Annotated in this window: 22 protein-coding genes and 1 pseudogene; 9 read left to right on the top strand and 14 right to left on the bottom strand. The window is 68.9% G+C overall.

Features of this window, described 5'->3' with window-relative positions; genetic code table 11:
• Nucleotides 1–10 precede the first annotated feature (10 nt).
• The 3 genes from IM697_RS18080 to IM697_RS18070 are packed head-to-tail and all read right to left on the bottom strand — an operon-like array spanning nt 11 to nt 2,003.
• Entirely contained in the window at nt 11–1,063 is a 1,053-nt protein-coding gene (locus tag IM697_RS18080; RefSeq protein ID WP_194048723.1) for a hypothetical protein, read from the bottom strand.
• Nucleotides 1,060–1,341, bottom strand: a complete 282-nt coding sequence (locus IM697_RS18075; protein ID WP_194048722.1) for a helix-turn-helix domain-containing protein — start codon at nt 1,339–1,341, stop codon at nt 1,060–1,062. The genes IM697_RS18080 and IM697_RS18075 overlap by 4 nt, the downstream gene beginning before the upstream one ends.
• Before the next feature lie 59 nt (nt 1,342–1,400).
• Nucleotides 1,401–2,003 carry a hypothetical protein gene (locus tag IM697_RS18070; protein WP_194048721.1) on the bottom strand — a complete coding sequence of 201 codons (603 nt, stop codon included), beginning with the start codon at nt 2,001–2,003 and terminating at the stop codon, nt 1,401–1,403.
• 429 nt (nt 2,004–2,432) lie between these two features.
• On the opposite strand from IM697_RS18070, the gene IM697_RS18065 reads away from it, so the two are divergent.
• Both IM697_RS18065 and IM697_RS18060 read left to right on the top strand, forming a co-directional pair.
• Complete coding sequence (locus IM697_RS18065; RefSeq protein ID WP_194048720.1) at nt 2,433–3,071, top strand: ParB N-terminal domain-containing protein; 639 nt, start codon at nt 2,433–2,435, stop codon at nt 3,069–3,071.
• Nucleotides 3,072–3,091: 20 nt separating this feature from the next.
• A complete protein-coding gene (locus IM697_RS18060) occupies nt 3,092–3,736 on the top strand; it encodes a hypothetical protein (protein WP_194048719.1) in 645 nt (214 codons plus the stop codon).
• Nucleotides 3,737–4,670: 934 nt separating this feature from the next.
• Here IM697_RS18060 and IM697_RS18055 read toward each other — a convergent pair.
• On the bottom strand, nt 4,671–5,606 hold the full coding sequence (locus IM697_RS18055; protein WP_194048718.1) for a pentapeptide repeat-containing protein: 936 nt from the start codon (nt 5,604–5,606) through the stop codon (nt 4,671–4,673).
• The gene (locus tag IM697_RS18050; RefSeq protein ID WP_194048717.1) at nt 5,590–5,997 is read right to left on the bottom strand and encodes a hypothetical protein; all 408 of its coding nucleotides are present in this window, start codon (nt 5,995–5,997) and stop codon (nt 5,590–5,592) included. Before IM697_RS18050 ends, IM697_RS18055 begins: the two co-directional genes overlap by 17 nt.
• A gap of 322 nt (nt 5,998–6,319) precedes the next feature.
• On the opposite strand from IM697_RS18050, the gene IM697_RS18045 reads away from it, so the two are divergent.
• Nucleotides 6,320–7,378 carry a peptidoglycan-binding protein gene (locus IM697_RS18045; RefSeq protein ID WP_194048716.1) on the top strand — a complete coding sequence of 353 codons (1,059 nt, stop codon included), beginning with the start codon at nt 6,320–6,322 and terminating at the stop codon, nt 7,376–7,378.
• 55 nt (nt 7,379–7,433) lie between these two features.
• Nucleotides 7,434–7,808: pseudogene (locus tag IM697_RS18040) on the top strand (single-stranded DNA-binding protein); the annotation flags it as partial.
• A 129-nt stretch (nt 7,809–7,937) separates the two neighbouring features.
• Here the strand turns inward: IM697_RS18040 and IM697_RS18035 are convergent.
• The 3 genes from IM697_RS18035 to IM697_RS18025 are packed head-to-tail and all read right to left on the bottom strand — an operon-like array spanning nt 7,938 to nt 10,639.
• On the bottom strand, nt 7,938–9,560 hold the full coding sequence (locus tag IM697_RS18035) for a hypothetical protein (RefSeq protein ID WP_194048715.1): 1,623 nt from the start codon (nt 9,558–9,560) through the stop codon (nt 7,938–7,940).
• A gap of 40 nt (nt 9,561–9,600) precedes the next feature.
• Complete coding sequence (locus IM697_RS18030) at nt 9,601–9,957, bottom strand: hypothetical protein (RefSeq protein WP_194048714.1); 357 nt, start codon at nt 9,955–9,957, stop codon at nt 9,601–9,603.
• A 13-nt stretch (nt 9,958–9,970) separates the two neighbouring features.
• Entirely contained in the window at nt 9,971–10,639 is a 669-nt protein-coding gene (locus IM697_RS18025) for an RNA polymerase sigma factor (RefSeq protein WP_194048713.1), read from the bottom strand.
• A gap of 478 nt (nt 10,640–11,117) precedes the next feature.
• On the opposite strand from IM697_RS18025, the gene IM697_RS18020 reads away from it, so the two are divergent.
• Both IM697_RS18020 and IM697_RS18015 read left to right on the top strand, forming a co-directional pair.
• Nucleotides 11,118–11,303 carry a DNA-binding protein gene (locus tag IM697_RS18020; protein ID WP_194048712.1) on the top strand — a complete coding sequence of 62 codons (186 nt, stop codon included), beginning with the start codon at nt 11,118–11,120 and terminating at the stop codon, nt 11,301–11,303.
• Nucleotides 11,304–11,468: 165 nt separating this feature from the next.
• A complete protein-coding gene (locus IM697_RS18015) occupies nt 11,469–12,707 on the top strand; it encodes a tyrosine-type recombinase/integrase (protein WP_194048711.1) in 1,239 nt (412 codons plus the stop codon).
• 532 nt (nt 12,708–13,239) lie between these two features.
• Here IM697_RS18015 and IM697_RS18010 read toward each other — a convergent pair.
• Together IM697_RS18010 and IM697_RS18005 are read right to left on the bottom strand one after the other, a co-directional pair.
• Entirely contained in the window at nt 13,240–15,528 is a 2,289-nt protein-coding gene (locus IM697_RS18010; protein WP_194048710.1) for a serine/threonine-protein kinase, read from the bottom strand.
• 94 nt (nt 15,529–15,622) lie between these two features.
• A complete protein-coding gene (locus tag IM697_RS18005) occupies nt 15,623–16,927 on the bottom strand; it encodes a DUF6986 family protein (RefSeq protein WP_194048709.1) in 1,305 nt (434 codons plus the stop codon).
• Between the two features lie 204 nt (nt 16,928–17,131).
• On the opposite strand from IM697_RS18005, the gene IM697_RS18000 reads away from it, so the two are divergent.
• Nucleotides 17,132–18,040 carry an endonuclease/exonuclease/phosphatase family protein gene (locus IM697_RS18000; RefSeq protein WP_194048708.1) on the top strand — a complete coding sequence of 303 codons (909 nt, stop codon included), beginning with the start codon at nt 17,132–17,134 and terminating at the stop codon, nt 18,038–18,040.
• Between the two features lie 58 nt (nt 18,041–18,098).
• Here the strand turns inward: IM697_RS18000 and IM697_RS17995 are convergent, their stop codons facing one another.
• From IM697_RS17995 to IM697_RS17980, 4 genes are all read right to left on the bottom strand, one after another.
• On the bottom strand, nt 18,099–19,061 hold the full coding sequence (locus IM697_RS17995) for an electron transfer flavoprotein subunit alpha/FixB family protein (protein WP_194048707.1): 963 nt from the start codon (nt 19,059–19,061) through the stop codon (nt 18,099–18,101).
• Nucleotides 19,062–19,112: 51 nt separating this feature from the next.
• Nucleotides 19,113–19,901 (bottom strand): electron transfer flavoprotein subunit beta/FixA family protein, encoded by a 789-nt coding sequence (locus IM697_RS17990; protein WP_194048706.1) that lies wholly within the window; start codon nt 19,899–19,901, stop codon nt 19,113–19,115.
• Nucleotides 19,902–20,143: 242 nt separating this feature from the next.
• A complete protein-coding gene (locus IM697_RS17985; protein ID WP_194048705.1) occupies nt 20,144–20,653 on the bottom strand; it encodes a flavin reductase family protein in 510 nt (169 codons plus the stop codon).
• Between the two features lie 208 nt (nt 20,654–20,861).
• Entirely contained in the window at nt 20,862–21,275 is a 414-nt protein-coding gene (locus IM697_RS17980; RefSeq protein ID WP_194048704.1) for a thioredoxin family protein, read from the bottom strand.
• 77 nt (nt 21,276–21,352) lie between these two features.
• Here IM697_RS17980 and IM697_RS17975 point away from each other — a divergent pair, with 77 nt between their 5' ends.
• Complete coding sequence (locus IM697_RS17975; protein ID WP_194048703.1) at nt 21,353–21,769, top strand: DUF4395 domain-containing protein; 417 nt, start codon at nt 21,353–21,355, stop codon at nt 21,767–21,769.
• 188 nt (nt 21,770–21,957) lie between these two features.
• The gene (locus IM697_RS17970) at nt 21,958–22,686 is read left to right on the top strand and encodes a lysophospholipid acyltransferase family protein (protein ID WP_194048702.1); all 729 of its coding nucleotides are present in this window, start codon (nt 21,958–21,960) and stop codon (nt 22,684–22,686) included.
• Nucleotides 22,687–22,725: the final 39 nt, after the last annotated feature.

Below are 22,725 nucleotides of genomic sequence, written 5' to 3'. Positions count from 1 at the left end.
GTGGCGCTCCTTACGGTCGTGCGAGGACGCCGAAGGTGGCGTCGTCAAGGTCGTCTGCCGGGGTGCTGGTGGTGCCGACGGGCGTGCTTGGCGGATCGTCGCCCTGGTAGCCCCAGGTCGCCGAGTCGCTGTACGGGGCCCGCCCGTTGGACTGGTTCGGAACAATGCGGTTGGTGATGACCCCAAGGGCGTTCTGCCACTGCTGCGCGCTTGGTAGGTGTTTGCGTGCGTGCCGGAGGGCGTCCGCGCACTGCCGCTTGGTGTAGCCCTTCTCCAGCGCCTTTTTCACCATGCCGCGCATGGCGACGTAGCCGTTCGTCTTGCCGACGAATGGGCCGAGGTGCTTCTCGGCGTCGTCCCACCACCACTTGGCGACTTCCTCAGCGGCCGCGTCCAGGGCAGCCTTCTCCTCGGCCTTCTGGTTGGCTGCAGCCTCCTTCTTCGCGTCATCGGCGGCCTTCTGTGCTGGAGTTCGGCGAGGGCGTCGCGTACGGGTGGCGTTCTTCGGCGGTGTGGCGGGCTGCTGCTCCTCGGCGGGTGGCTCCTCTTCAGCCAAGCCCTTACCCGGCTCAGGTTCCGGGTCGGCGGGGGGTTCCGCGTCGTCGTACGGGTCGATCTCGAACCCGTCACTGCCGAGGGTGCCGTCGGGGTACTCGACGAAGAACGTGCCGTCCTCCTGCTCGACGACGGGGACGGCCGGATCCTTCTGGGTGCTGAAAATCTCGTGATCCTTGATCCACTGTTCCACGGGATACTCCGACACCGCCGTGCCCATGACTACCTTGCCGTTGCGCAGTCGGCGCCGCTCGAGGCGGTAGTGGCCTTCAGCCGCGAGCAGGCGCAGCGTGGTCCGTATGGCTTCACGTCCCTCGCGGCCCTCTCCTTTGGAGAGTTGGTCGGACCGAACCTGCCACCCCTCCTTCTGATCGAGGAGATAGGTCAACAGCCCGAGCGCCCGGTAGCTGAGGCGCGTGTTGCGGACGGTCGTCGACTCTACGTGGACGTAGTAGGGGCGACGCCGGTTGTGACGGACCGCCGTGGGGCTCGCTAGGCGGCTGGTCATGCGGATGCCTCGCTGGTGGTGTCGGTCAGGCGGAAGTAGGTGCGGTGTGTCCGGCGGCCGGTCTTTTCGTCGCGCACGTAGCGCCGTTTCCTCTCGGCCATGCCCGCGTTGCGCAGTTCGGTGAGGGCGCCGCGAACCTCGTGAGAGTTCAGCCCGAGACTGGTGTAGATGGACGTCACGCCGACCCACTCGCCGTCGGGATGCATGGCGAGCTCGAAAAGAATGCGGTGCGCTCGGTCGGAGAAGTTCCGACTCCGGTCGGTCGCAGTCGTGGTCATGGTCTGGGTTCCTGGGGAGAGGGGCCCGGCCGCAGGAGGCCGGACCCAAGCGGCCGTCGTCACTCGTCGCTCGCGCCGGGCTGCCTCGTGGGCAGCAACTCCGGCGTCTCCTTCAGCAGTTCGTCGAGTCGACCGCCCCGGTAAGCCCTCAGCAGTACGTCCTTACCGACCGGCTCCCCATTGCGCTTCTTCCATGTCCAGGTGACATTGCCAGTGGGCTGCCCGCCCGGGACGAACTTGACGCCGGGGATTTCCTCACCGGTCCGCCGGTCGAAGACGGTGCCGGTCTCCTGGCTGACAGTGGCGTGCTTGAGCGCCGCCTTCTCGAACGCAGGCTTCGCGGTGATGACGATGTCGATCTCGCCCTTGCCCTCTGCGTAGGCGTCGAACGCGGACCGGTCGGCCACCTCGAACCGGTCCCTGGTGGTGGAGACCTTGTAGTACCCGACCTCTACGCCATCGACATCCACGACGAGGTCCTTGCGCCTCTCCTTCAAGAAGCCCTCGACCAGAGGCACCTTCGGCGCGTCCTTCCGCGGCTTGATGACCACCTCCTGATGCTCTTCCATGGCGCGGGCAAGCGCACCAATCAGCGCAAGAGACGGCAGGGGGAGCTCCTTCGGCTCCTCAACCGGGGTGCCGTCGGCGACGTCGTTCGACATCTGGGTGTTCCTCTCTTTCCCCGGACGCCGTGGCCCAGGGTTTTGGTCCTCCCGGGCGGGGTGTCTCGGGGCGTCGCTTTGAGGTACGCCGCCGGCCGCTTTTTGTTACACCTAGGCCCAGGTAGCTGGGTTGCTCTCCCAGCCGATCCGAATAGTACACCCAGGGCAACGCCTTGTGGAGGACGCGACGCTAACAGCGCGCCCTCCTACCTTCCTTGCGGCTCTGCAGCATTCGGCGACGTCACCGAACGCGGCCGAGCTCCGGCTCCGCCCCATCCGGTACGAGGGCGGAACCGGCCCGGCGGCGGGTGAGGGCCGGCCATGACGGCATGCCCCGCTTGCGAGGCGGGGCGCCGCGGTAGGAGTCCGCGGGCTCGCAGCCCTCTCCCGCTGCCGGACACCGACGCATGGGAGAGGACCGCACCAGCCGTGACCGAGACGATCGCCAGGCCGCCGCGCTTCATCGCCTACGTGCCGCTCACCGACCTGACACCGGCGGCCCGTAACCCGAAGCGGCACGAACTCGAGCTCATCATCGCGTCGATCGACATGCACGGCCTAGTGGAGATACCAGTCGTCGACGAGCGCACCCAGCAAACCCTCCACGGCCACGGCCGCCGTGAGTCCCTGATCGAGATGCAGTCCCGCGGCATGCGCGCGCCGAGCGGCATCGCCATCGACGAGGACGGCGGCTGGCTCGTTCCCATCCTGCGCGGCTGGTCATCGAAGAACGATGCCGAAGCCGAGGCCCTGGCCATCAAGTTGAACCGACTGCCCGGCGAGGGCGGATGGGACCCCCGCGAACTCGCCGAGGTCCTCGAGGACCTAGCCACCAACGAGGCGGAGCTGTTCGACTCCCTAGCCATCCCGCACGAAGAGATCGACAAGATGCTCGGCCAGGTCGACCCCGAGACCCTCCCCGGCGGCGGCCGCGAGGACGAGACGCCCCTGCTCCACCTGCCCGACGACGGAGAACGCGACGGCGACAAGCTCAGCCCCGACGGCGAGGGCCGCGCTCCCCACGCCACGTGCCCCGCGTGCGGGCACATGTTCACCTCCAGCCGCTGACCCGCCCTCCGAGGAACACCATGTCCACCCGACGCAAGGCACGCCGGCCGCAGAGCCGCAGCGGTCGCCCACGCCTGCTCTCCGAAGAGGTCGAGGCGCGCCTCGTCGGCGCCTCGCGCACGGGCGTGGCCGTCGAGCTGGCCGCCGAGATGGCCGGGGTCTCCCGCTCGAGCTTCCTGGCGTGGATGGCCCGCGGACGCGCCGAAGTCGAAGCCCGCGAGGCAGGCGAAGACCCGGACCCCGACGAGGAGGAGTACGCAGCCCTGTACGAGAAAGTCCGCACCGCCCGCGCCACGGCGGCCGCGCGCGCCATGATGAACATCCGCCGCGTCGCCGACGGCGGCATCGTCACCAAGGTCACCACCCGCCGGTTCCGCGACTCCGTGACCGGCGAGATCGTCGAGGAGACCGTAGAGGACCGCACATCGCCCGACTGGCGCGCCGACGCCTGGTATTTGGAGCGCCAGCACCGCGAGCACTACGGCAAAGACGCTGTCGTCGCGGTCGAGATCAACGGCCTGGGCGACGTACCCGTCGGCCCCGAGGAACAGGTCGTCGACCTGGCCGCCCTCGCAGAGCGCCTAGACCGCAGCCTGTTCGCGGTGGAGTACCCGCCACAGCTCGAGAACGGCGACGTCGTCGACGCCGAGGTGGTCGACGGATGACGAGGAGACGCTATTGACAGGTCAGCTCTGTGACGCCCGAACGGTCTTCTGACCCGACGCCTAGGCCTGCGAGGCAGAGTACGCGTGGCGCCGCGAAAACATGCTGAATCCAGGCACTTTGACGAGGTTCTCGGCGAGTGGGACGCAGACGAGGTGTTCACGGTCACCCCCGGGGTCTCACTATGAGGCTTTCCTACGCGATTCAGCCATTCTGGAAAACCGCAGTTGACCCTACCTAGCTCTAGTTGGCCTCAGTTCGCTCCCTCGCGGTAACTAGATGAAACTCGCCGCTACTCCCCCGCTGTGACGTGCGAAAAGGTAGCTGGTGGCCGAGAGTGGCGGCGGCTTTGTGCGGTGGCCGATCCGACTCCCTACGGTGTACGTCGTCCCGCCACAGGAGGAGGGCCCCGCCAAGTGTGACGAGACGCACAGCAGAAGTATGGAGAGCTGCGTTCCGCCGTGTTGCGTCGCGAATCAACGCGAAAAAGGTGACGCAACGTCACAGTCAGGAGCGCAGAGGGTAGTTGTGTTACGCCGACTGACCACGCTGGCTTCGCCGCTCACTACACTGCTGAAACAGCAGGAGCCCCGCCATAACGCGAGTTTCTCAGGCCAGCGTCAGGGGGCTCTCTGCGTGATGCCCCACCCAATCAGGTAGTGAAAGGAAGTGAAGGGAACACCGTGAGCAAGCCTAGCAATGCCCCCACCCCAACGCATCCATGGATGCGTTGGATCCGAGGCCTGCGCGTGTGGGCTGCACGGAAGGCTGCGCAGCACGGCCAGGATGTGAAGAGCAATTTGATCCGGGATGCCTCGTACGGCGTCGGTAGCGGTGCCGTCAGCCTCCGTATCAGTTGTGTCGTCTCATGAGGTTGGTGCCACGGCACGCGGGCACGCCGCGGTCTCGGCTGTCACAGGCCGGTGGTGGTCGCCGTCAACGCATGGGCAGAGGCGGTGCTTCCAGGTCGGCTCCGCTGTTGCCAGCCCCTTGCACACGCCACTTGCCGCTCCCGAGCGGTACAGAGCGCGCCCGCATCTGCACGGCAAGCGTATCGGGCCAAATTGTCTGCTCTGACCAAGTCAAATCCACAAAGTCCGCGTCGGCCAGGTTCACGTCGGCCAGGTTCGCGCCGCTCACGTCCGCGCCGCGCAGGTTCGCGCCGGTCAGTTTCGCGCCAGTCAAGTACGTGTCGGTCAGGTCCGCGCCGTCCAGGTCCGCGCCGTCCAGGTCCGCGCGGGTCAGGTCCGCGCCGCTCAGGAACGCACGGGGCAGGTTCGCGCCACGCAGGAACGCGCCGCGCAGGTCCACGCGGATCAGGTTCGCGCCGTTCAGGTTCGCGCCGTCCAGGTTCGCGCGGGTCAGGTTCGCGCCGCGCAGGTTCGCGCCGCGCAGCTTCGCGTCGATCAGGTTCGCGCCGGCCAGGTCCACGTCGGCCAGGTTCGCACGGCGCAGGTTCGCGCCACGCAGGAACGCACGGGGCAGGTTCGCGCCACGCAGGTTCGCGCTGCGCAGGTCCGCATCGGTCAGGTCCGCGTCGGTCAGGTTCGCTTCGCGCACGTCCGCGTGGCTCAGGTTCGCGCCGCGCACTTCCGCGTGGGTCAGGTTCGCGCCGCTCAGGAACGCGTAGGTCAGGTCCGCGCCGCTCAGGAACACGCGGGTCAAGTTCGCGTCGGTCAGGTCCACGCCGGCCAGGTCCGCGCCGCGCAGGTCTGCGCCGCGCCAGTTCTTCCCCGCCCACGGCGCTTGCCGCGCGCCGGCGGCGAGCAGGACACGGCGCCACCAGCGGGAGGCGCGGATGTGCAGCCACGGCCGGGCGGGGCGGGCGGCCAGCGCGATGCGGCCGAGCGGGGTGTCAGGGTGCGTCTTCACGGACCTCTCCCGGGCCGGGGGCGGGCAGGGCCGTGCGCGGCGCGGACGAGGCCGACGCGGGCCCAGGGGGTGGCGCGGGGTAGGTGCGGGGGGCGACCTCGACGCCGGAGAGCAGGCCGCGGAGTGTGGCGGGGGCACCGACGCCGAAGATGAAGGCTGGCCAGGGGCCGCTGATCTGGTCGTGCGCGGCGGCCGCAACCGCGGCGCCCAGCACGGCCCCGGCGGCCAGCACGAACAGCCGCGGCCCCAACTCCCCAGACGGTTCCCCGGCGTCTATCTTCTTCCTCCAGGGCCAGGAGTACCCGGACGACACTACGGCCGTCGTGAAGGACAGCACCGAGGCCGCTCCTCCGCCGGCCAGGCCCCAAAGGGCCGCCTGCCACCACGTCATACGAAGACGGTAGCCAGCCGACCCGGCAGTGCAGGGGGAAAGCCGGAAACCGGGGCACCGGCTGCGCGGTGATCGCGGTCGTGGCACCAACCTCATGTGACGGCACACCTAGTCCTCTGGTTCGAGCACCAGCGCTGACTAGCATCCGATCGCGAAGGGCCCGTATCACGATAACGGGCCCTTCCACCGCTCAAGATCAATCTAGCCAATGACCGCTGCACCGGTGTTCTCCAAGGCCGGTAGGCGCAGCACGCGACGTTAACCAGTCGCACCCTGCACGGTGCCCTCCACTTGATCACCAGAGCGGAAGGCACCACCCCCCATGACCATCAAGATCATCTCTCGCGCCACCTGGGGCGCTAAGCCCTGGAACGGCGCCCCGGCCACCGTTTCGCTGTCGAAGCGCACCGAGTTCTTCGTCCACTACGACGGCGGCACCCCGATCACCCGCACCGGCTACGCCATCATGCGCGCCATCGAGGCCGGGCACATCAACCAGGGCTGGTCCGGCGTCGGCTACAACTTCGTCATCGACCAGGCCGGGAACATCTACGAGGGTCGGGGCTGGACCCTGCAGGGCGCCCACTGCCCCAACCACAACATCAGCGGCATCGGTGTCCAGATCGCCATCGGCGGCGACCAGGCGCCCAGCGCCAAGGCGCTCGCCGCGTGCCGTGCCCTGTACGAGGAGGCGTGCAGGAAGACCGGACGCACGCTGGCCAAGCGCGGTCACCGCGACGGGTTCGCAACCGCGTGCCCCGGCACCAGGCTCTACACCTGGGTGCAGGCGGGCATGCCGGCCGGAGACTACGACGCGGCGCCGGACCCGGGCGGCTCTCTCCCGGGCAGCGGCTCGAGCTCCGGGGCCGCCCGCTACCAGGTCACCATCAACGGCCTGGCGTACGGCTACGGCGCCAAGGGCACTCAGGTCACCAAGGTCGGCCAGGCCCTGGTGAGGAAGGGGTTCAGCAGGCACTACACCAGCGGGCCGGGCCCCACGTGGACGGACGCCGACACCCTGAACTACCAGGACTTCCAGGAGTCCCTCGGCTACTCCGGCACGGCGGCGGACGGTGTCCCCGGCAAGACGTCCCTCAAGAAGCTGCTGGGCACCCTGCCGTCCAAGGTCACGGCGAAGCCGACGCCCCCGTTCCCGGGCCGGGGCAAGTTCGGGCCCGGCAAGAGCAACGCGAGCGTCACCCTGCTCGGGCAGCAGCTCGTCCGGAAGGGCTTCGGCAGGTTCTACACCCAGGGACCTGGCCCGAGGTGGTCCGACGCCGACCGCAAGAACGTCGAGGCCTTCCAGCGTGCCCAGGGCTGGACCGGTAGCGACGCCGACGGCATCCCGGGGCCCGAGACCTGGAAGCGCCTGTTCGCCTGACCTTCCCGGCCGCCCGCACCCGCGCGGGCGGCCCCAACCCTGAAAGGCCCTGTCCGTGGCAGGCGAGACCGTCATCACCGTCGTCGGGAACCTGGTCGACGACCCCGAACTCCGCTTCACCCCCTCCGGCGCCGCGGTGGCCAAGTTCCGCATCGCCTCCACCCCACGCACCTTCGACCGACAGACCAACGGGTGGAAGGACGGCGAAAGCCTGTTCCTTACCTGCGCCGTGTGGCGCCAGGCGGCCGAGAACGTCGCCGAGTCCTTTATACGGGGCTTGCGCGTCATCGTCCAGGGACGCTTCAAGCAGCGCTCCTACGAGGACCGTGAGGGCGTCAACCGCACGGTCTACGAGCTGGACGTCGAGGAAGTCGGAGCCAGCCTGCGCAACGCCACCGCGAAGGTCACCAAGACTGGGGGCAGCGCGCAGCACCCCGCCGCGGTGCACAACCGTCCCGCAGCCGACGACGCGTGGGCCGCGCCGCACCGGGACGAACCGCCGTTCTGACCCGTGTACACCGAGGGGGCCCGGACATCAGTCCGGGCCCCCTCTGGCTGTTCAGGCGGTTGCGACCGTCCAGGCCGAGTCCAGGATCAGCAGGTCGTCCACGCTCTGCCCCGTGCTCGGATCCGCGGGAGACGGCTCCTCGGTGGGAGCGGCGGTATCCACGGGCAGGTCCACGGGGGCCGGAGTCTCCTCCACCAGGGCTGAGCCCTCGTCAGACAGCGCCGGGCTCTCCGGGGCGGCCGGAGTTTCCTCGACCGGGCCGGAGCCTTCGTCGGTCTGGGTCTCATCCACAGCCGTGGGCTCCGGGACTGCAGTCGTCTCCTCGACCGGATCGGAGGCCGGGGGAGTCGACGGCTCGGGGGCCGACGTTGCTGGAGGTGTGGACTGTTCCGGCGCTGTTGACTCGACCGGAGCAGGCGTTGATGTCGGCTGCTCGGCCTGGGGTCCTTCCGCGGTCGGCTCTTCCGCAGGAGCCGGCGTCGACGTAGTCGGCTGCGTCCCTTCGGTGTTCTCGATCGGCGTGGGCTGAGTGCCCCGGGGCACGATCGGGACCGTAGGGGGGTCCATGTCCGTGGTGTGCTCGGCCGGGGACACCACAGGCGGCCGATCAAGACCGGCGGCAATCGCGACGATGTCATCGCCACCCGTGAACCGCGGAACGGTTGTTTGGACACCGAGCACTGCTTGCGCAGCTAGGAGTACGGGCTCGGCGAGCGGCGCGCTGCGCGGCGAGTGCAGGATGGTCGCCACGTCCCCTTCGCCAAGCCCCAAGGTGCCTAGGGTGAGCGCGGCCAGACGGGGCGGGAGCGGTGCCGCCGAACGCATCATGTGCGGTCTAGTCGAGGAGCTAGCATTCGCGGCCTGGAGCAATTCCGTGTACTCCGACAACCGCTTCTTGTCCGTGCCCCAGAGCACGTACCGGCCGGAGCGGGTGAGGTTAGGGTATAGCTCGGTCGTACCGTCCTGCCGGGCCCACGTCTCCGCGTAGGTCGCGTCTCCGAAGATTCTCAGCCCTATCTGCTCCGAACCGTACGAGAAGGTGAAGATCGTGCTGTCCGGCCCGATCGCTGCCTTACTCGACATCACCATGCCGTCCGCGTCCGTGCACTCCGCTTCGAGGTTGGCGATCGGCTTGCAGTCGATCTGCCCAGCCTTGGAGAAGTCCATGAACTCCGGGCCGACGAACGGCTTCGCTGCGGGCCGCACGGCCGAAGCGTCGGTGGCACTCGGCGACGGGCTCTTGTCCGGCACACTCGCTGAAGTTCCTGCCGGGCTGCCGGCGCTGAAGTAGCCCAGTGCCCAACTCCCCGCGAGCGCAGGCGCCAGCGCAGCAGCGATCACCCATCGTTTTGTGCGGCCGCGCAGACGTCCCGGCAGGCGAGGCTCGTCGAGCATAGGGGTGATGTCCAAGGGCGAAACTGACTTGGCCGTCCCCAGCAGTTCCTCGAAGTCCTTGAACTCCTGGTGCTCGCGCAACAAGCGCTCAACCTGCTCCAGCGGGAGATCCGGCAATGCGGAACGCACCTGCCGAACAGCCGAATCGAAGCTCTGAGGCTTCAGGAACAGGAGGCGCTCGCCTCCAACATTGACGAGGCCCAGGTCAGTGAGGTCGTCCTCGTCCTCGTCCTCGGGAGTGAAGATGTGGATCCGGACACGAGGCTGCGACTCGGTCATGGCTGCCCCCAGACGCCGAAGCCCTCCGGTATTGCGCTGCTCAACTCTGGTGGTCTCTTTCCTTGCTGTTCAGGATGCGAGCGACGCGGTCGGCCATCTTCTGGGCACGCTCCGGTGTGATGTCTTCGATGTCCGTGAGCACGAGCTGCCCACCGTCGGGCAGTTCAATCTCCTCACGATGAAGCTCCGGCTCGTCCAGGCCGTCACCGGATCCCGCGTCCTCCCGCGTCTCCTGCGCGTTCTGGGTACGCGCGTACGCACGGAGCATTGCCTCTCTGGCATCGCGCACCCGCGAGGGACTGCGTTGGTAGCCGGGATGCAGTGCACCCGCGGCAGCCAGCATCTGGCGGGTCTCCTCATCATGAGGGATGGGCCCGCCTTCCAGCGCCCGCTCCAAGCGCTCACTCTGGTCAGCGCGTCGCGACATGCACCCTCGCCTCTCGTGCATCAACCCGTGTTCCGACAACTCTATGTCCGCCCGCTGCCGCCGACAGCAGCTCTTCGACCAATTCGGAAGACGACTCCCCTGCCGGCATGACTGCGGCGAGCTTGCGCAGCGCTCGCACCGTGAGGGTACGGACAGCGCCATCCGACTTCCCCATGATCTGCGCAGTCTGCCCCGGAGTTAGCCCGTCGAAGAACCGCAGGATCAGGACCTGCCGCTGCTCATGGCGCAATTTTTGCAGGTGATAGGCAACAGCCTGGGCCAGTGCGCGCCGTTCGGCGTGCTCTTCCGGGTTCTGATCGAAGCGCGGCCGGTCGAGCTCAAGGTGGTCGGCGTACAGCACTTCCGAGGGGCGCCGCTGCACCGAGCGCAGGTAGTCAAGCGCGGTGTTCTTAGTGATCGTGCGCAGCCAGGCCAGCAGACACGTCCCCGCGCGGTACTTGCTGATGTTCTGGGCGACCTTCAGCCACACTTCCTGACACAAATCCTCCGCGACGTGTCCGTCCCGGATGTAGAACCGCACCCAGTGGTACACGGTGTCATTGAGCTCGTCGTATAACGCCCCAATGGCGTCAGCCCCGTCGTCCCCGCCTGCTACGGCGCGTGCGACCAGGGCCTCCAGAATGTCGGTCACGGCGTGCTATCCCCCCAAGCCGGTGCTGTGGTCATCAACTACAGCGCCGCCCTCGGACCAACCACCACGGTCTCCCCACCAACGGACGATCACGTTCCGATGCGGCACCGAGGCAGCATAACCAATCAGTCACAGAACGCATCGAACAGATCAGCGATGGCGCGCAACCTTCGCTGCCACGCGGTGCGGGTATGCCCCGGCCGTCGCAGACGCCCCGGCCGTGCGCCCGATTTGCCGCGCCCATGTTGCGATGCCCAACGAACGCCACCACCCCGCCGCCATCGATCTCGAGGGCAACCCGTCCATCCCAACCGTCACCACCACGAAGCGACTTCATCGCGCTGGAGACCGGCGGGCCTCGCAGAGGTGTAACAGATTCCGATGATCGACGTACGTATCGGTGCCGGGCGGAACGCAACCGGCTCCGTCCGGCCGGATCGGTCCGCCGGGGGACACCTACGAGAAAGCAAGGACGACGATGGCTCGCGGTGGCTCCAACGTATTGCTGAGTTTCGAGACGATTGCCGAGCGAATGGAAGTCACAAAGCGCACGGTGCTCGACAACTACAGGAACTGGGATATCCCCGTCGTACGTGTCAGCGATCGCATTCTTCGTGTCCGGGAGCGCGATTTCGAGGCATGGATAGAAGCGCGCATGGAGTGAATCCCGCACGCCGACGTAGGTGCCATTGCCGCGAATAGAAGGTCCATCACCGCTCGTCCAGCCCCCGCCCGTCGGGCTTGACCGGCCACGGCTGCGCCTACGTACAGTCAAACTCCCCTGGCCAGGGAGTCACCCGCGAACCCACTGAATCTCGAGAGGTATCCCGTGGCACGCAAGCCCACTGTCTACAAGCGGTGCGACTGCTCCGACCAGAACCGCCCCAAGAAGGGCGGCTGCGGCCATAGCTGGTCCTACAACCTCACGAACGCCGAGGGTAACCGCACACGAGCCACTATCCCCGAGTCAGTTGGCATAACCCAGGCTCAGGCGCAAGCCGTTCTGGACAACATGGCTAGCGGCGTAGCTCCGGAGCCTGCCGAAGCATCCCTGACCTTCAAAGAGTGGGCTGCCGACTGGCTCAGCAGGCGCCGCGCCAAGGAAGGCACCGTCGTGAACTATGAGGTGTCTATTCGCCTACACCTCAACCCTCGCTGGGGAAGCAAGCGCCTGCGGACCATCAAGCGGGCCCAAGTAGAGGTCTGGGTCCAGGAGATGGAGGCCAACAAGAACCTCGCCAACCGCACGGCCGAAGGCCACTGGAAGGTCTTCAAGATGATTATCAGAGACGCCCTCCAGAACGGAAGGATCGCCGCCAACCCCACATACGAGGTCCCCGGACCCTACGTAAGCGCGACGGAGTCGTACGTCTTCACCCCAGACGAGTGCTGGGCAATCTATGACGAGTTTCCCGAGCCTTACCGTCCCATCCCGATGCTCGGCTTCGCCTGCGGCGTCCGGCAAGCAGAGGCGCTAGCCGTGTGCACAGACGTCATCGACACAGACAGAAGGCTGCTCACCGTTCACCGCCAAGTGCTCAAGACCAAGGAGACTCGTCACAAGCCCACGCTCATAGACCGCCTCAAGACGAGCCCGCGCCTCACCACGAAAGACGTTCCGATCCCCCCGTATCTCCAAGAAACCCTCAACGAACACATGCACCGCCACCCTCCGCGGGCCGCACAAAACGTCCTGTGGCAGCACAAGCAGAAGATCGATGACTGCCAGCGTGGCTCGGTACAGGCCCTCTTCTGGGGGCCACACAACACCCTCCTCTGCAAGAACCACTTCAACGAATGTCTGTGGAAGCCCACGCTGCGGAAGCTAGGGATCAAGGATGAGAAGGGGAACCTTCCAACCTTCCATGACCTCCGGCACACCTTCATCTCCACGTGCCTCCAGAACAGAATCCCCGAGCACACCGTGGCCGCGTGGGTAGGCGACTCAGTCGAGATGCTGCGCAGTACGTACAGCCACCTGTTGAAGGACCACGCCGACACTTATGGAGCTTTCGCCGCCAGTCTGACCTCACGGCCCGAGCCATCGCCCATGCGCGACGCGGCGTGACCACTCAACCGCTGCCCCTCGTAGGTGTAGCGGCGAGAAGGAAAACTCAGCGGGGCTGAGGCTGATCAACAGCCGCAGCCCCGCTTTCACGTGGCTCGGCACGTTTGGCGCTACCTCCCTTACTGCGACGTCAGATGGCGCGACCGGGCCGCCGGCCTCAGTCGCGAATAGCTGTATAGCCGAGCGGGGCTATTGAAGAGGTACAAGCTCGCCAGGTGTCGGCACCACCTCGACTGGTGCAGCAAGCCCTCCGGATAGTCCAGCAGAGGCCCCAAGTCGCAGGCCCAGGCACCTGAGTCATCACTGGCTTGCCCTGAGCACTATGGCTACTTCGATGGCTACGTACGTAGCCGTGCACCTCCGTTCGAACCGGTGCGGAACGGGGTCTAATCAAGCCGCTAGTCCAACGAAAGAGGGCTCCTGTGCGTGGTGCGGCGGCTCGTCGTCGGGACGTCCGCGGCCAGGTCGAAGCCTCACTCCGTCCGCCGCAGCCGATACTCCGCGCCCCCGTCCGCGACACGATCAGGGCTGGTCAGCAGGTGGGCAGGCCCGGCACCGGCTCGTCGTTGTCGCCGCCCTCGATGTAGACGTCGCTGACGTAGACGTTGGCGTTGCCGCTGTCGTCGTCGGTCCTGGCCCACCAGACGTTGGTCCACTCGCCGTATGTCTCGCGACGGCCCAGGTTCTGCTGGCAGTAGAAGTAGTTGGTGCCCGCGTTGAGGACGCCGACCTCGGTGCCGGAGGCGGTGTAGGACTTGGCGGTCCGCCAGACCTGGCAGTTGTACTTGCCGCCGCCGATGGAGTGGCAGGACGGGGTCGGTGTGCTGCCACCGCCACCGCCTGTGGTTCCGCCGCCGCCCGTCGTGCCTGAGCCGCCGGAGGTGCCGCCACCGCCCGTGGTGCCGCCGTCGCCGGAACCGCCGCCCGTGGTGCCCCCGTTGCCGCCGCCCTCGCCCGAGGTCTCGGTCGGGGCCGAGGTGGTGGGGCGGTCCGTGGGATCGCTCTGCGCGCCGCGGCTCGGGGACTTGGTCGCGTCGGGGGACTTCTCGTCGTCCTTCTCGGTCGGGCCGGACTCGTCGGAGCGGCCGGCGTCGGGGCTGCCGTTCGCCGCGGCGGACGTGCCCCGCGAGGTGGAGGAGGACACGTCCTGCGCCCCGGTCCCGGCTTCGCCCTTGTTGTTCACCAGGGCGGCGGTGACCCCGGCCGCCGCGAGGACGACGGTGACGGCCACCGCGGCGAGCAGGGCGCGGCCCTTGCGCCGGGAGGGTGTGCCGGAGGAGGTGACCATGGAGCCGGTGGCGTCCGGGTCGTGGGGTGGGGTGGGAGTGCCGAGGCCGTGCCGCTGCGGTCCGGACGGGCCCTGTGTGCTGCCGTACGGCGACACGGGCGGTTGCCCGGGGGTGGCGGCCGGGCCGGGGCTACCGGGAGCGGCAGCCGGGCCGGGGCTACCGGGAGCGGCAGCCGGGCCGGGGCTACCGGGAGCGGCGGCGGCCGGGCCGGAATGGTCGGCGGCGCCGAACCCCTGGGCCGACGGCGTGCCTTGCCCGGGAGTGGCGGATCCCAGCCCTGGAGTGCCGGGTCCCTGCGCCGCCGGTGGCGCGGCGGCCCCGAAGCGCGGTGCCCCGGGGAGGTCGGACGCGGGCACGCCCTGCGCGGGACTGTCGCCGCCAGGGGATGCCTGGCCTGTGGGTGCCGTCGGACTCGGCTGGCCCCCGTGGCTCGCCGATGCCTCCGGTCCGAAGCCCGCCGCCCCGGCGAGACCTGACCCGGGCGACACACCCTGCACAGGAGTGTCGCCGCCCCAGGACGCCTCACCCGCGGGTGCCGTCCGACCCGGCTGCCCCTCGTGGCCCGCCGATGCCGCAGGCCCGAAGCCGGGCGGCACCGCCGGGACGCTGCGCTCGGTGTCCCCGGGACCGGAGCCGGCCGGCCCGCGCAGTGCGGCCGTCGGCGTGTCCTTGCCGCCCGCGTCCGCGACCGCCTGGAGGAGGTCGCGCGCCTGCTCGGCCTCGGGGCGGGACTCGGGCCGCTTGTCCATCAGCCGCTGGAGGACGGGGCCGAGCGGTCCGGCGTTTCCGGGCTCGGGCAGTGGCTCGGTGACGATGGCGGTGAGCGTGGAGAAGGTCGACGTACGGCGGAAGGGCGCGGAGCCCTCCACCGCCGCGTAAAGCGTGGCGCCCAGCGCCCAGACGTCCGAGGACGGACCCGGGTCGCCGCCCTGGGCGCGCTCGGGGGCCAAGTAGTCCAGGGAGCCGACGAGATGGCCGGTGCGGGTCAGGTTGGTGGCCGAGCCGTCGCCCGGGTCCTCCATCGTCGCGATGCCGAAGTCGGTGAGTACGACGCGGCCGGTGGTCTCCAGCAGGATGTTGCCGGGCTTGACGTCACGGTGCAGGACTCCGGCCCGGTGGGCGGCGGCCAGCGCGTCCATGACCTTGGCGCCGATGCCGGCCGCCTCGCGCGGGTCGAGCGTGCCGCGCTCGCGCAACACGGCTTCCAGGGACGGTCCCTCGACCAGCTCCATGACGATGAGCGGGCGTCCGTCGACCTCGGCGACGTCGTGCACGGCGACGACTCCCGGATGCCGCACTCTGGCGGCCGCGCGGGCCTCGCGCTGCATTCGCAACCGCAGATCCGCGAGTTCGGGCCCGTCCGCGTCCGAGTAGGTGCGCAGTTCCTTGACGGCGACCTCACGGCCGAGGACCTCGTCGAGGGCCCGCCAGACCACGCCCATGCCGCCGCGTCCCAGCTGTGCCACGACGCGATAGCGCCCGGCCAGCATCCGGCCGGCCGCGTCCGCCCGTCCGTTCTCCCCCGAAGACACCGCTGCCCCGTTCCTGTGACCCGTCATTGCGTTCGTACAGAGTACGGGGCCCGGGTGACGGCGCCAGCGGGCACGGACGGATGTGACCGGCCCGCTACTTGGCGGAGACCGTCAGGTCACCGCGCCGGGGCGCCGCGAAGCCCTCCAGATCGGCACGGGTCAGACCGGTCAGCCGGGCGACCTCGGCGATGTCGAGGGCGCCGCAGTCCAGGCCGCGCAGCAGATAGCCGCCGAGGGCCTTGGCGGTGGCGGGCTCGTCCATGACGTCGCCGCCGGTCCGGTTGACGTACCGGGCGAGACGGCCCGCCGCCTGCTCGAAGCCCTCGCGGTAGAAGGCGAACACGGCGGCGTACCGGGTCGGGATGTGACCGGGGTGCATGTCCCAGCCCTGGTAGTAGGCGCGGGCCAGGGCACGGCGGGTGAGGCCGTAGTGCAGTCGCCAGGCGTCGTGGACCTTCTCGGTCGGGCCGACCGGCAGGACGTTGGTGGAGCCGTCCGAGACACGTACGCCGGTGCCCGCCGCGGCGACCTGCATGATCGCCTTGGCGTGGTCGGCGGCCGGGTGGTCGCTGGCCTGGTAGGCGGCGGAGACGCCGAGGCAGGCGCTGTAGTCGAAGGTGCCGTAGTGCAGTCCGGTGGCGCGGCCCTCGGCGGCCTGGATCATCCGGGCGACGGTGGCGGTGCCGTCGGTGGCCAGGATGGACTGGCTGGTCTCGATCTGGATCTCGAACCCGATCCGGCCGGGCTCGAGCCCGCGTGCCTTCTCGAACTCCTCCAGGAGCCGCACCATGGCGGTGACCTGCTCGGGGTAGGTCACCTTGGGCAGCGTCAGCACCAGCCCGTCGGGCAGGCCGCCGGCCTCCATCAGGCCGGTGAGGAAGATGTCGAGGGTCCGGATGCCCCGGTCGCGTACGGGCGCCTCCATGCACTTCATGCGGATGCCCATGTACGGGGCCGCCGTGCCGTTCTCGTACGCCTCGGCGATCAGCCGTGCGGCGCGGGCGGCCGTCTCGTCCTCCTCCGCGTCCGGGCGGGGGCCGTAGCCGTCCTCGAAGTCGACGCGCAGGTCCTCGATGGGCTCGTGCTCCAGCTTGGCGCGCACGCGCGTGTACACGGGCTCGGCGAGTTCGTCGGACAGACCGAGGACGGCGGCGAAGGACGCGGCGTCCGGTGAGTGTTCGTCGAGGAGGGTGAGGGCCTTCTCGCCCCAGGTCCGGATGGTGTCGGCGGCGAAGACGTCGCCGGGGACGTAGACGGTGTGCACGGGCTGGCGGGTGCCGGGGTCTCCGGGGTAGCGGCGCTCCAGCTCGGCGTCGACCGGCGCGAGGGAGGCGCTGATCTCCTCGCTGACGGCGCCCGCGAGGCTCGTCGCCACCTTCTCCTGCTGGCCCTGACCCATCCCACATCCTCCTGATTTCCACCATGCGGAATCAACAATCCGTAGAATGAAGTTATCTGGGGACCTTCCGCCCGGTCAACACCATGTCCACGGGGAGTCACTCCCCCATCTCGCCATGTTCACGCCCATCTCAGGACGCGGTATCACAGTTGCATACGCACGCCCCGCACGACTCGTCCGGCAGTTCCCAGCGAAGGAGCCTCAGTGCCGAACCACAGCCGGGTCACGCGCCGCCTGGGCCTGAAAGTCGCGCTGGCCGCCGCGGTCACCGCGCCCCTCTCCAGTACAGCACTGCCCACGTCCGCCGCCTCGGCGGGCGAGCGTCCGCCCCGCGGCCACCTGCGGGTCATGTCCTTCAACCTGCGCTTCGCGAGCACGACGGAACCCAACAGCTGGACCGTGCGCAGACCGGTGATGCGCGAGTTGCTGCGCCGCGAGGCCCCGCATGTCATCGGCACCCAGGAGGGGATCTTCTCCCAGCTCCTGGACATCGACTCCGACCTCGGCCCGCACTACGACTGGGTCGGCACCGGACGGCTGCACGGCAGCCGCGACGAATCCATGGCGATCTTCTACGACTCCCGGCGCCTGCGCCCGACCGAGTACGACCACTTCTGGCTCTCCGACACCCCGGCCGTGATCGGCTCCAACACCTGGGGTGCCCGCTTCGCCCGTATGGTCACCTGGGTCCGCTTCCGCGATCTGACCGACGACGGGCGGGAGTTCTACGCCCTCAACACCCACTTCGACCATGTGAGCCAGTACGCGCGCGAGCGCAGCGCCTCGCTCATCGCCGAGCGGATCGCCGGGTTCGACCGCTCGCTGCCGGTGCTGGTGACCGGGGACTTCAATGTCGCCGCCCACGAGAACGCGGTGTACGACTCGCTGCTCGGCTCCGGTCTCGTCGACACCTGGGACACCGCGCGCGAGCGCAGCGCGCTGTACGCGACCTTCCACGGCTACCAGCCGCTGACCCCGAACGGCGACCGCATCGACTGGATCCTGAGCACACCCGGTGTCACGGCGCACCGGGCGGTGATCAACACGTTCTCCGACGACGGACAGTTCCCGAGCGACCATCTGCCGGTGCAGGCGTATCTGACCCTGGGATGACACGAGCCCCCATGACCGTCGACACGGTCATGGGGGCCTCGCTGTGCCTGCGTGGTGATCAGCCCTTGCGGGTCTTGATCTCCTCGGTCAGGGCCGGGACGACGTCGAAGAGGTCGCCGACGACGCCGTAGTCGACCAGCTCGAAGATCGGGGCCTCGGCGTCCTTGTTGATCGCCACGATCGTCTTCGAGGTCTGCATACCGGCCCGGTGCTGGATCGCACCCGAGATGCCGGAGGCGATGTACAGCTGCGGGGACACGCTCTTGCCGGTCTGGCCGACCTGGTTGGTGTGCGGGTACCAGCCCGCGTCCACCGCGGCACGCGAGGCACCGACGGCCGCGCCGAGGGAGTCGGCGAGCGCCTCGATGATCGCGAAGTTCTCCGCGCCGTTGACACCACGGCCACCGGAGACCACGATCGCGGCCTCGGTCAGCTCCGGACGGCCCGTCGACTCACGCGCCGTGCGGCCGGTGACCTTCGTACCGGTCGCCTGCGCCGAGAAGGTGACGGCCAGGGCCTCGACCGCACCGGCCGCCGCAGCCGGCTCCACGGCCGCGCTGTTCGGCTTGACGGTGATGACCGGGGTGCCCTTGGAGACACGGGACTTGGTGGTGAAGGAGGCGGCGAACACCGACTGGGTGGCCACCGGGCCCTCGTCGCCGGCCTCCAGATCGACGGCGTCGGTGATGATGCCCGAGCCGATGCGCAGCGCCAGACGGGCGGCGATCTCCTTGCCCTCGGCGGAGGACGGCACCAGGACGGCGGCCGGGGAGACGGCCTCGACGGCGGCCTGCAGGGCGTCGACCTTCGGGACGACCAGGTAGTCGGCGTACTCGGACGCCTCGTGGGTGAGGACCTTGACGGCGCCGTGCTCGGCGAGGGTGGCGGCGGTGTCGGCGGCGCCGTTGCCCAGTGCGACGGCGACCGGCTCGCCGACGCGGCGAGCCAGGGTCAGCAGCTCCAGGGTGGGCTTGCGGACGGCACCGTCCACGTGGTCGACGTAGACGAGAACTTCAGCCATGGGAATGCTCTCCTGCTTGCGAAACTTGAGGGGCGGTCAGCGAAGTCGAGCTCAGATGAACTTCTGGCTCGCGAGGAACTCAGCGAGCTGCTTGCCGCCCTCGCCCTCGTCCTTGACGATCGTGCCGGCGGTACGGGCCGGGCGCTCGGCCGCGGCGTCCACGACGGTGTAGGCACCCTCGAGACCGACCTCCTCCGCCTCGATGTCGAGGTCGGACAGGTCCCAGGACTGAACCGGCTTCTTCTTGGCGGCCATGATGCCCTTGAAGGACGGGTAACGCGCCTCGCCCGACTGGTCGGTGACCGACACGACGGCCGGCAGGGAGGCCTCGAGCTGCTCGGAGGCGGCGTCGCCGTCCCGGCGGCCCTTGACCGTGCCGTCCTCGACGGAGACCTCGGACAGCAGCGTCACCTGCGGGACACCCAGACGCTCGGCCAGCAGGGCCGGTACGACACCCATGGTGCCGTCCGTGGAGGCCATACCGGAGATCACCAGGTCGTAGCCGGCCTTCTCGACCGCCTTGGCCAGCACCAGCGAGGTGCCCATCGCGTCGGTGCCGTGCAGGTCGTCGTCCTCGACGTGGATCGCCTTGTCCGCGCCCATGGACAGCGCCTTGCGCAGCGCGTCCTTGGCGTCCTCCGGGCCCACCGTCAGAACGGTGATCTCCACGTCGTCGTCGGAGTTCTCGGAGATCTGCAGCGCCTGCTCGACCGCGTACTCGTCGAGTTCGGAGAGCAGACCGTCCACGTCGTCCCGGTCGACGGTCAGGTCATCGGCGAAGTGCCGGTCGCCAGTGGCGTCGGGCACGTACTTCACGGTGACAACGATCCTCAAGCTCACGCCGGCTCTCCTACTGCGTCGACATTTCTCTGCTGCCTACTTGCAGGCAGCATAGGCGCCCCAAGCGGCCGATCCCGTTCGGGGCGACCCGCGCTCCGAACGAAATATTACTCGTCAGTACACCCAGTTCGTCCCCGCTAAGCAAGCGCTTTGAACTGTGACCTTTGCAACGCAGCGTAATCGGAATTCGACGGCTTCGCAGAACCACGGAACGCCGGTTCGGTCACAGGAGTCCGGTGACGTCAGTCACGTAGGCCGTTGAACCTGCCCTGGTGGTACACGAGCGGCTGCCCGGGACCCGTGGGGTCGCCCAGGACGACCTCGGCCAGCACGATGCGGTGATCGCCGGCCGGCACCCGCCCCACCACCCGGCACACCATCCAGGCCGGGACGTCGTCGAGCAGCGGAACGCCTTCGGGGCCCTCGCGCCAGACCGTGGGCGGCCCGAAGCGGTCGGCGCCGCTGCGGGCGAAGGTGGCGGCCAGCTCCTGTTGGTGCTCACCGAGTATGTGGACACCGACGTGGTCCGTGGCGGCTATCGCGGGCCAGCTGGAGGCACCGGTTCCGATGCCGAAGGAGAGCATCGGGGGCTCGGCGGAGACGGAGGTGAGGGAGGTGGCGGTGAAGCCGACCGGGCCCGTCTCACCCGTGGCCGTGATCACGGCCACTCCGGCGGCATGGCGCCGGAAGACCGAGCGGAGCAGGTCCGGTGAGGCGAGCCGAGGGGTGCCGAGGCCGGAGATGGCCGTCATGGAGTTGTCCTTCTGCGAGGAGAGACGTGGGGATCCGTGGCCGTTCAACAGCTCGGACAGCACGCGCTCGCGGTGCGGGCCAGATCGACGTGGGCCCGTCCGAAGAGAAGGAGTTCCTCAGGCATACGGTCAGGCTGACGATAGCTGGTGCACACAGTCAAGTACGTTCCGCGATGTGGGAGATGACTCACCCTCGCGTCACGGCCCCTCAGACCGCTTCCCCCAGGGCGGCGATCACATCCGCCTTGCGCGGCTGACCGGTGGCCCGCCGCACCACGTTGCCGTCGGCGTCGAGGAGCAGCACGGTCGGGGTCTTGAGGATGTCGAGCCGGCGGACCAGGTCCAGGTGGTCCTCGGCGTCGATCTCGACATGGGTCACACCCGGGACCATGCCGGCCACCTCGCCGAGCACGCGCCGGGTGGCCCGGCAGGGCGCGCAGAAGGCGCTGGAGAACTGCACGAGGGTGGCGCGCTCGCCGAGCCCGGTGCCCAACTCGGCCGCCCCGAGCCGCTTTCCGTCGTCGCGCCCGCGCACCCTTACTCTCCCGCTCCGCCGCCGATGCAGCACTCCGTAGGCGCTCGCCGCCGCGAGCACCGCCACGCACACCACAAGTCCGGTCATCACCCTGCTCAAGCGTTCACGGGACCGCAAAGATTCCCGACTCCCCAGAAGCCTTTCCCATGCGGAATGCTTGATTCATGGACATCGACGTGAGGGGGCCGCGCTTCGGGGCGGCCGTGACGACCGTGGTGCTCGCGGTCGTTCTGGTCACCGGCAGCGCCTGGCTGCTGGCCTGGCAGACGCTGGCGTTCGCGCTGGGCGCGGCGGGCGGGGTGGGCCGTTCGCCGTACGGCCGGCTGTTCCGCAGGGCCGTGCGGCCGCGGATCGGGCCGCCGACGGAGTTCGAGGCGCCGCAGCCGCCGCGGTTCGCCCAGGCGGTGGGACTGGTCTTCGCGGGCGTCGGGCTGATCGGGTACACGCTCGGGCCGGACTGGCTGGGTCTCGCCGCGACCGGGGCGGCGCTCGCGGCGGCGTTCCTGAACGCCGTGTTCGGCTACTGCCTGGGGTGCGAGATGTACCTGCTCGCACGGCGGTTCACGGCCGCCGCCGGGTAAAGGCGACGCCAAAGTCCGAGGTGGATCAAGGGGTGGACGTGACGAGGATCTCGCCGTTCCCAGGCACTTGGGCTTGGCCCTCGGCCGTTCTTGGGGCACGATCTGCGGCAAGCCGTAAACCTACGGCTGCGTAACTTTCCCACTGGGAGCTTCCTTCCCAGGCAGAGAAGGAAGGGTCCACCCCGTCCATGGCAGAGCTTGTCTACCGTCCCGTCGTCGGCTTCGCCCAGACATTGTTCAAGGCGTGGGACCTCAAGATCGACTGCAAGGGGTCGGAGAACATTCCGCGCTCGGGCGGCGCCGTGCTGGTGAGCAACCACATCAGCTATCTGGACTTCGTCTTCAACGGGCTCGCGGCGCTCCCGCAGAAGCGCCTGGTGCGCTTCATGGCGAAGGAGTCCGTGTTCCGGCACCGGATCTCCGGTCCGCTGATGCGCGGCATGAAGCACATCCCGGTGGACCGCGAGCAGGGTGAGGCGGCGTACGCCCACGCGCTGGACTCGCTGAAGTCCGGCGAGATCGTCGGGGTCTTCCCGGAGGCCACGATCTCGCAGTCGTTCACGCTGAAGAGCTTCAAGTCGGGCGCCGCCCGGCTGGCCCAGGAGGCGGGCGTACCGCTGATCCCGATGGCCGTGTGGGGCACCCAGCGCCTGTGGACCAAGGGCCACCCGCGCAACTTCAGGCGCAGCCACATCCCGATCACCATCCGGGTCGGCGAGGCTCTCGAGGCCTCCAAGGACAAGTACGCGGGCGCGATCACCCGCCAGCTGCGCGAGCGGGTGCAGGAACTCCTGGAGGCCGCCCAGCGCGCCTACCCCGTGCGTCCCAAGGACGCGAGCGACACCTGGTGGATGCCGGCCCACCTCGGCGGCACCGCGCCCACGGCGGAGCAGGTTCGGGAGTCCGAGGCGCGCTGAGCGCACAGCCGGCCGGCGTCGGTCGAACGCCGGTGGTGC

This window comes from Streptomyces ferrugineus, assembly GCF_015160855.1.
GTDB classification, from domain to species: domain Bacteria; phylum Actinomycetota; class Actinomycetes; order Streptomycetales; family Streptomycetaceae; genus Streptomyces; species Streptomyces ferrugineus.
Note: the sequence above shows the minus strand (reverse complement) of the source record. Positions and strands in the feature narration are given on the sequence as shown.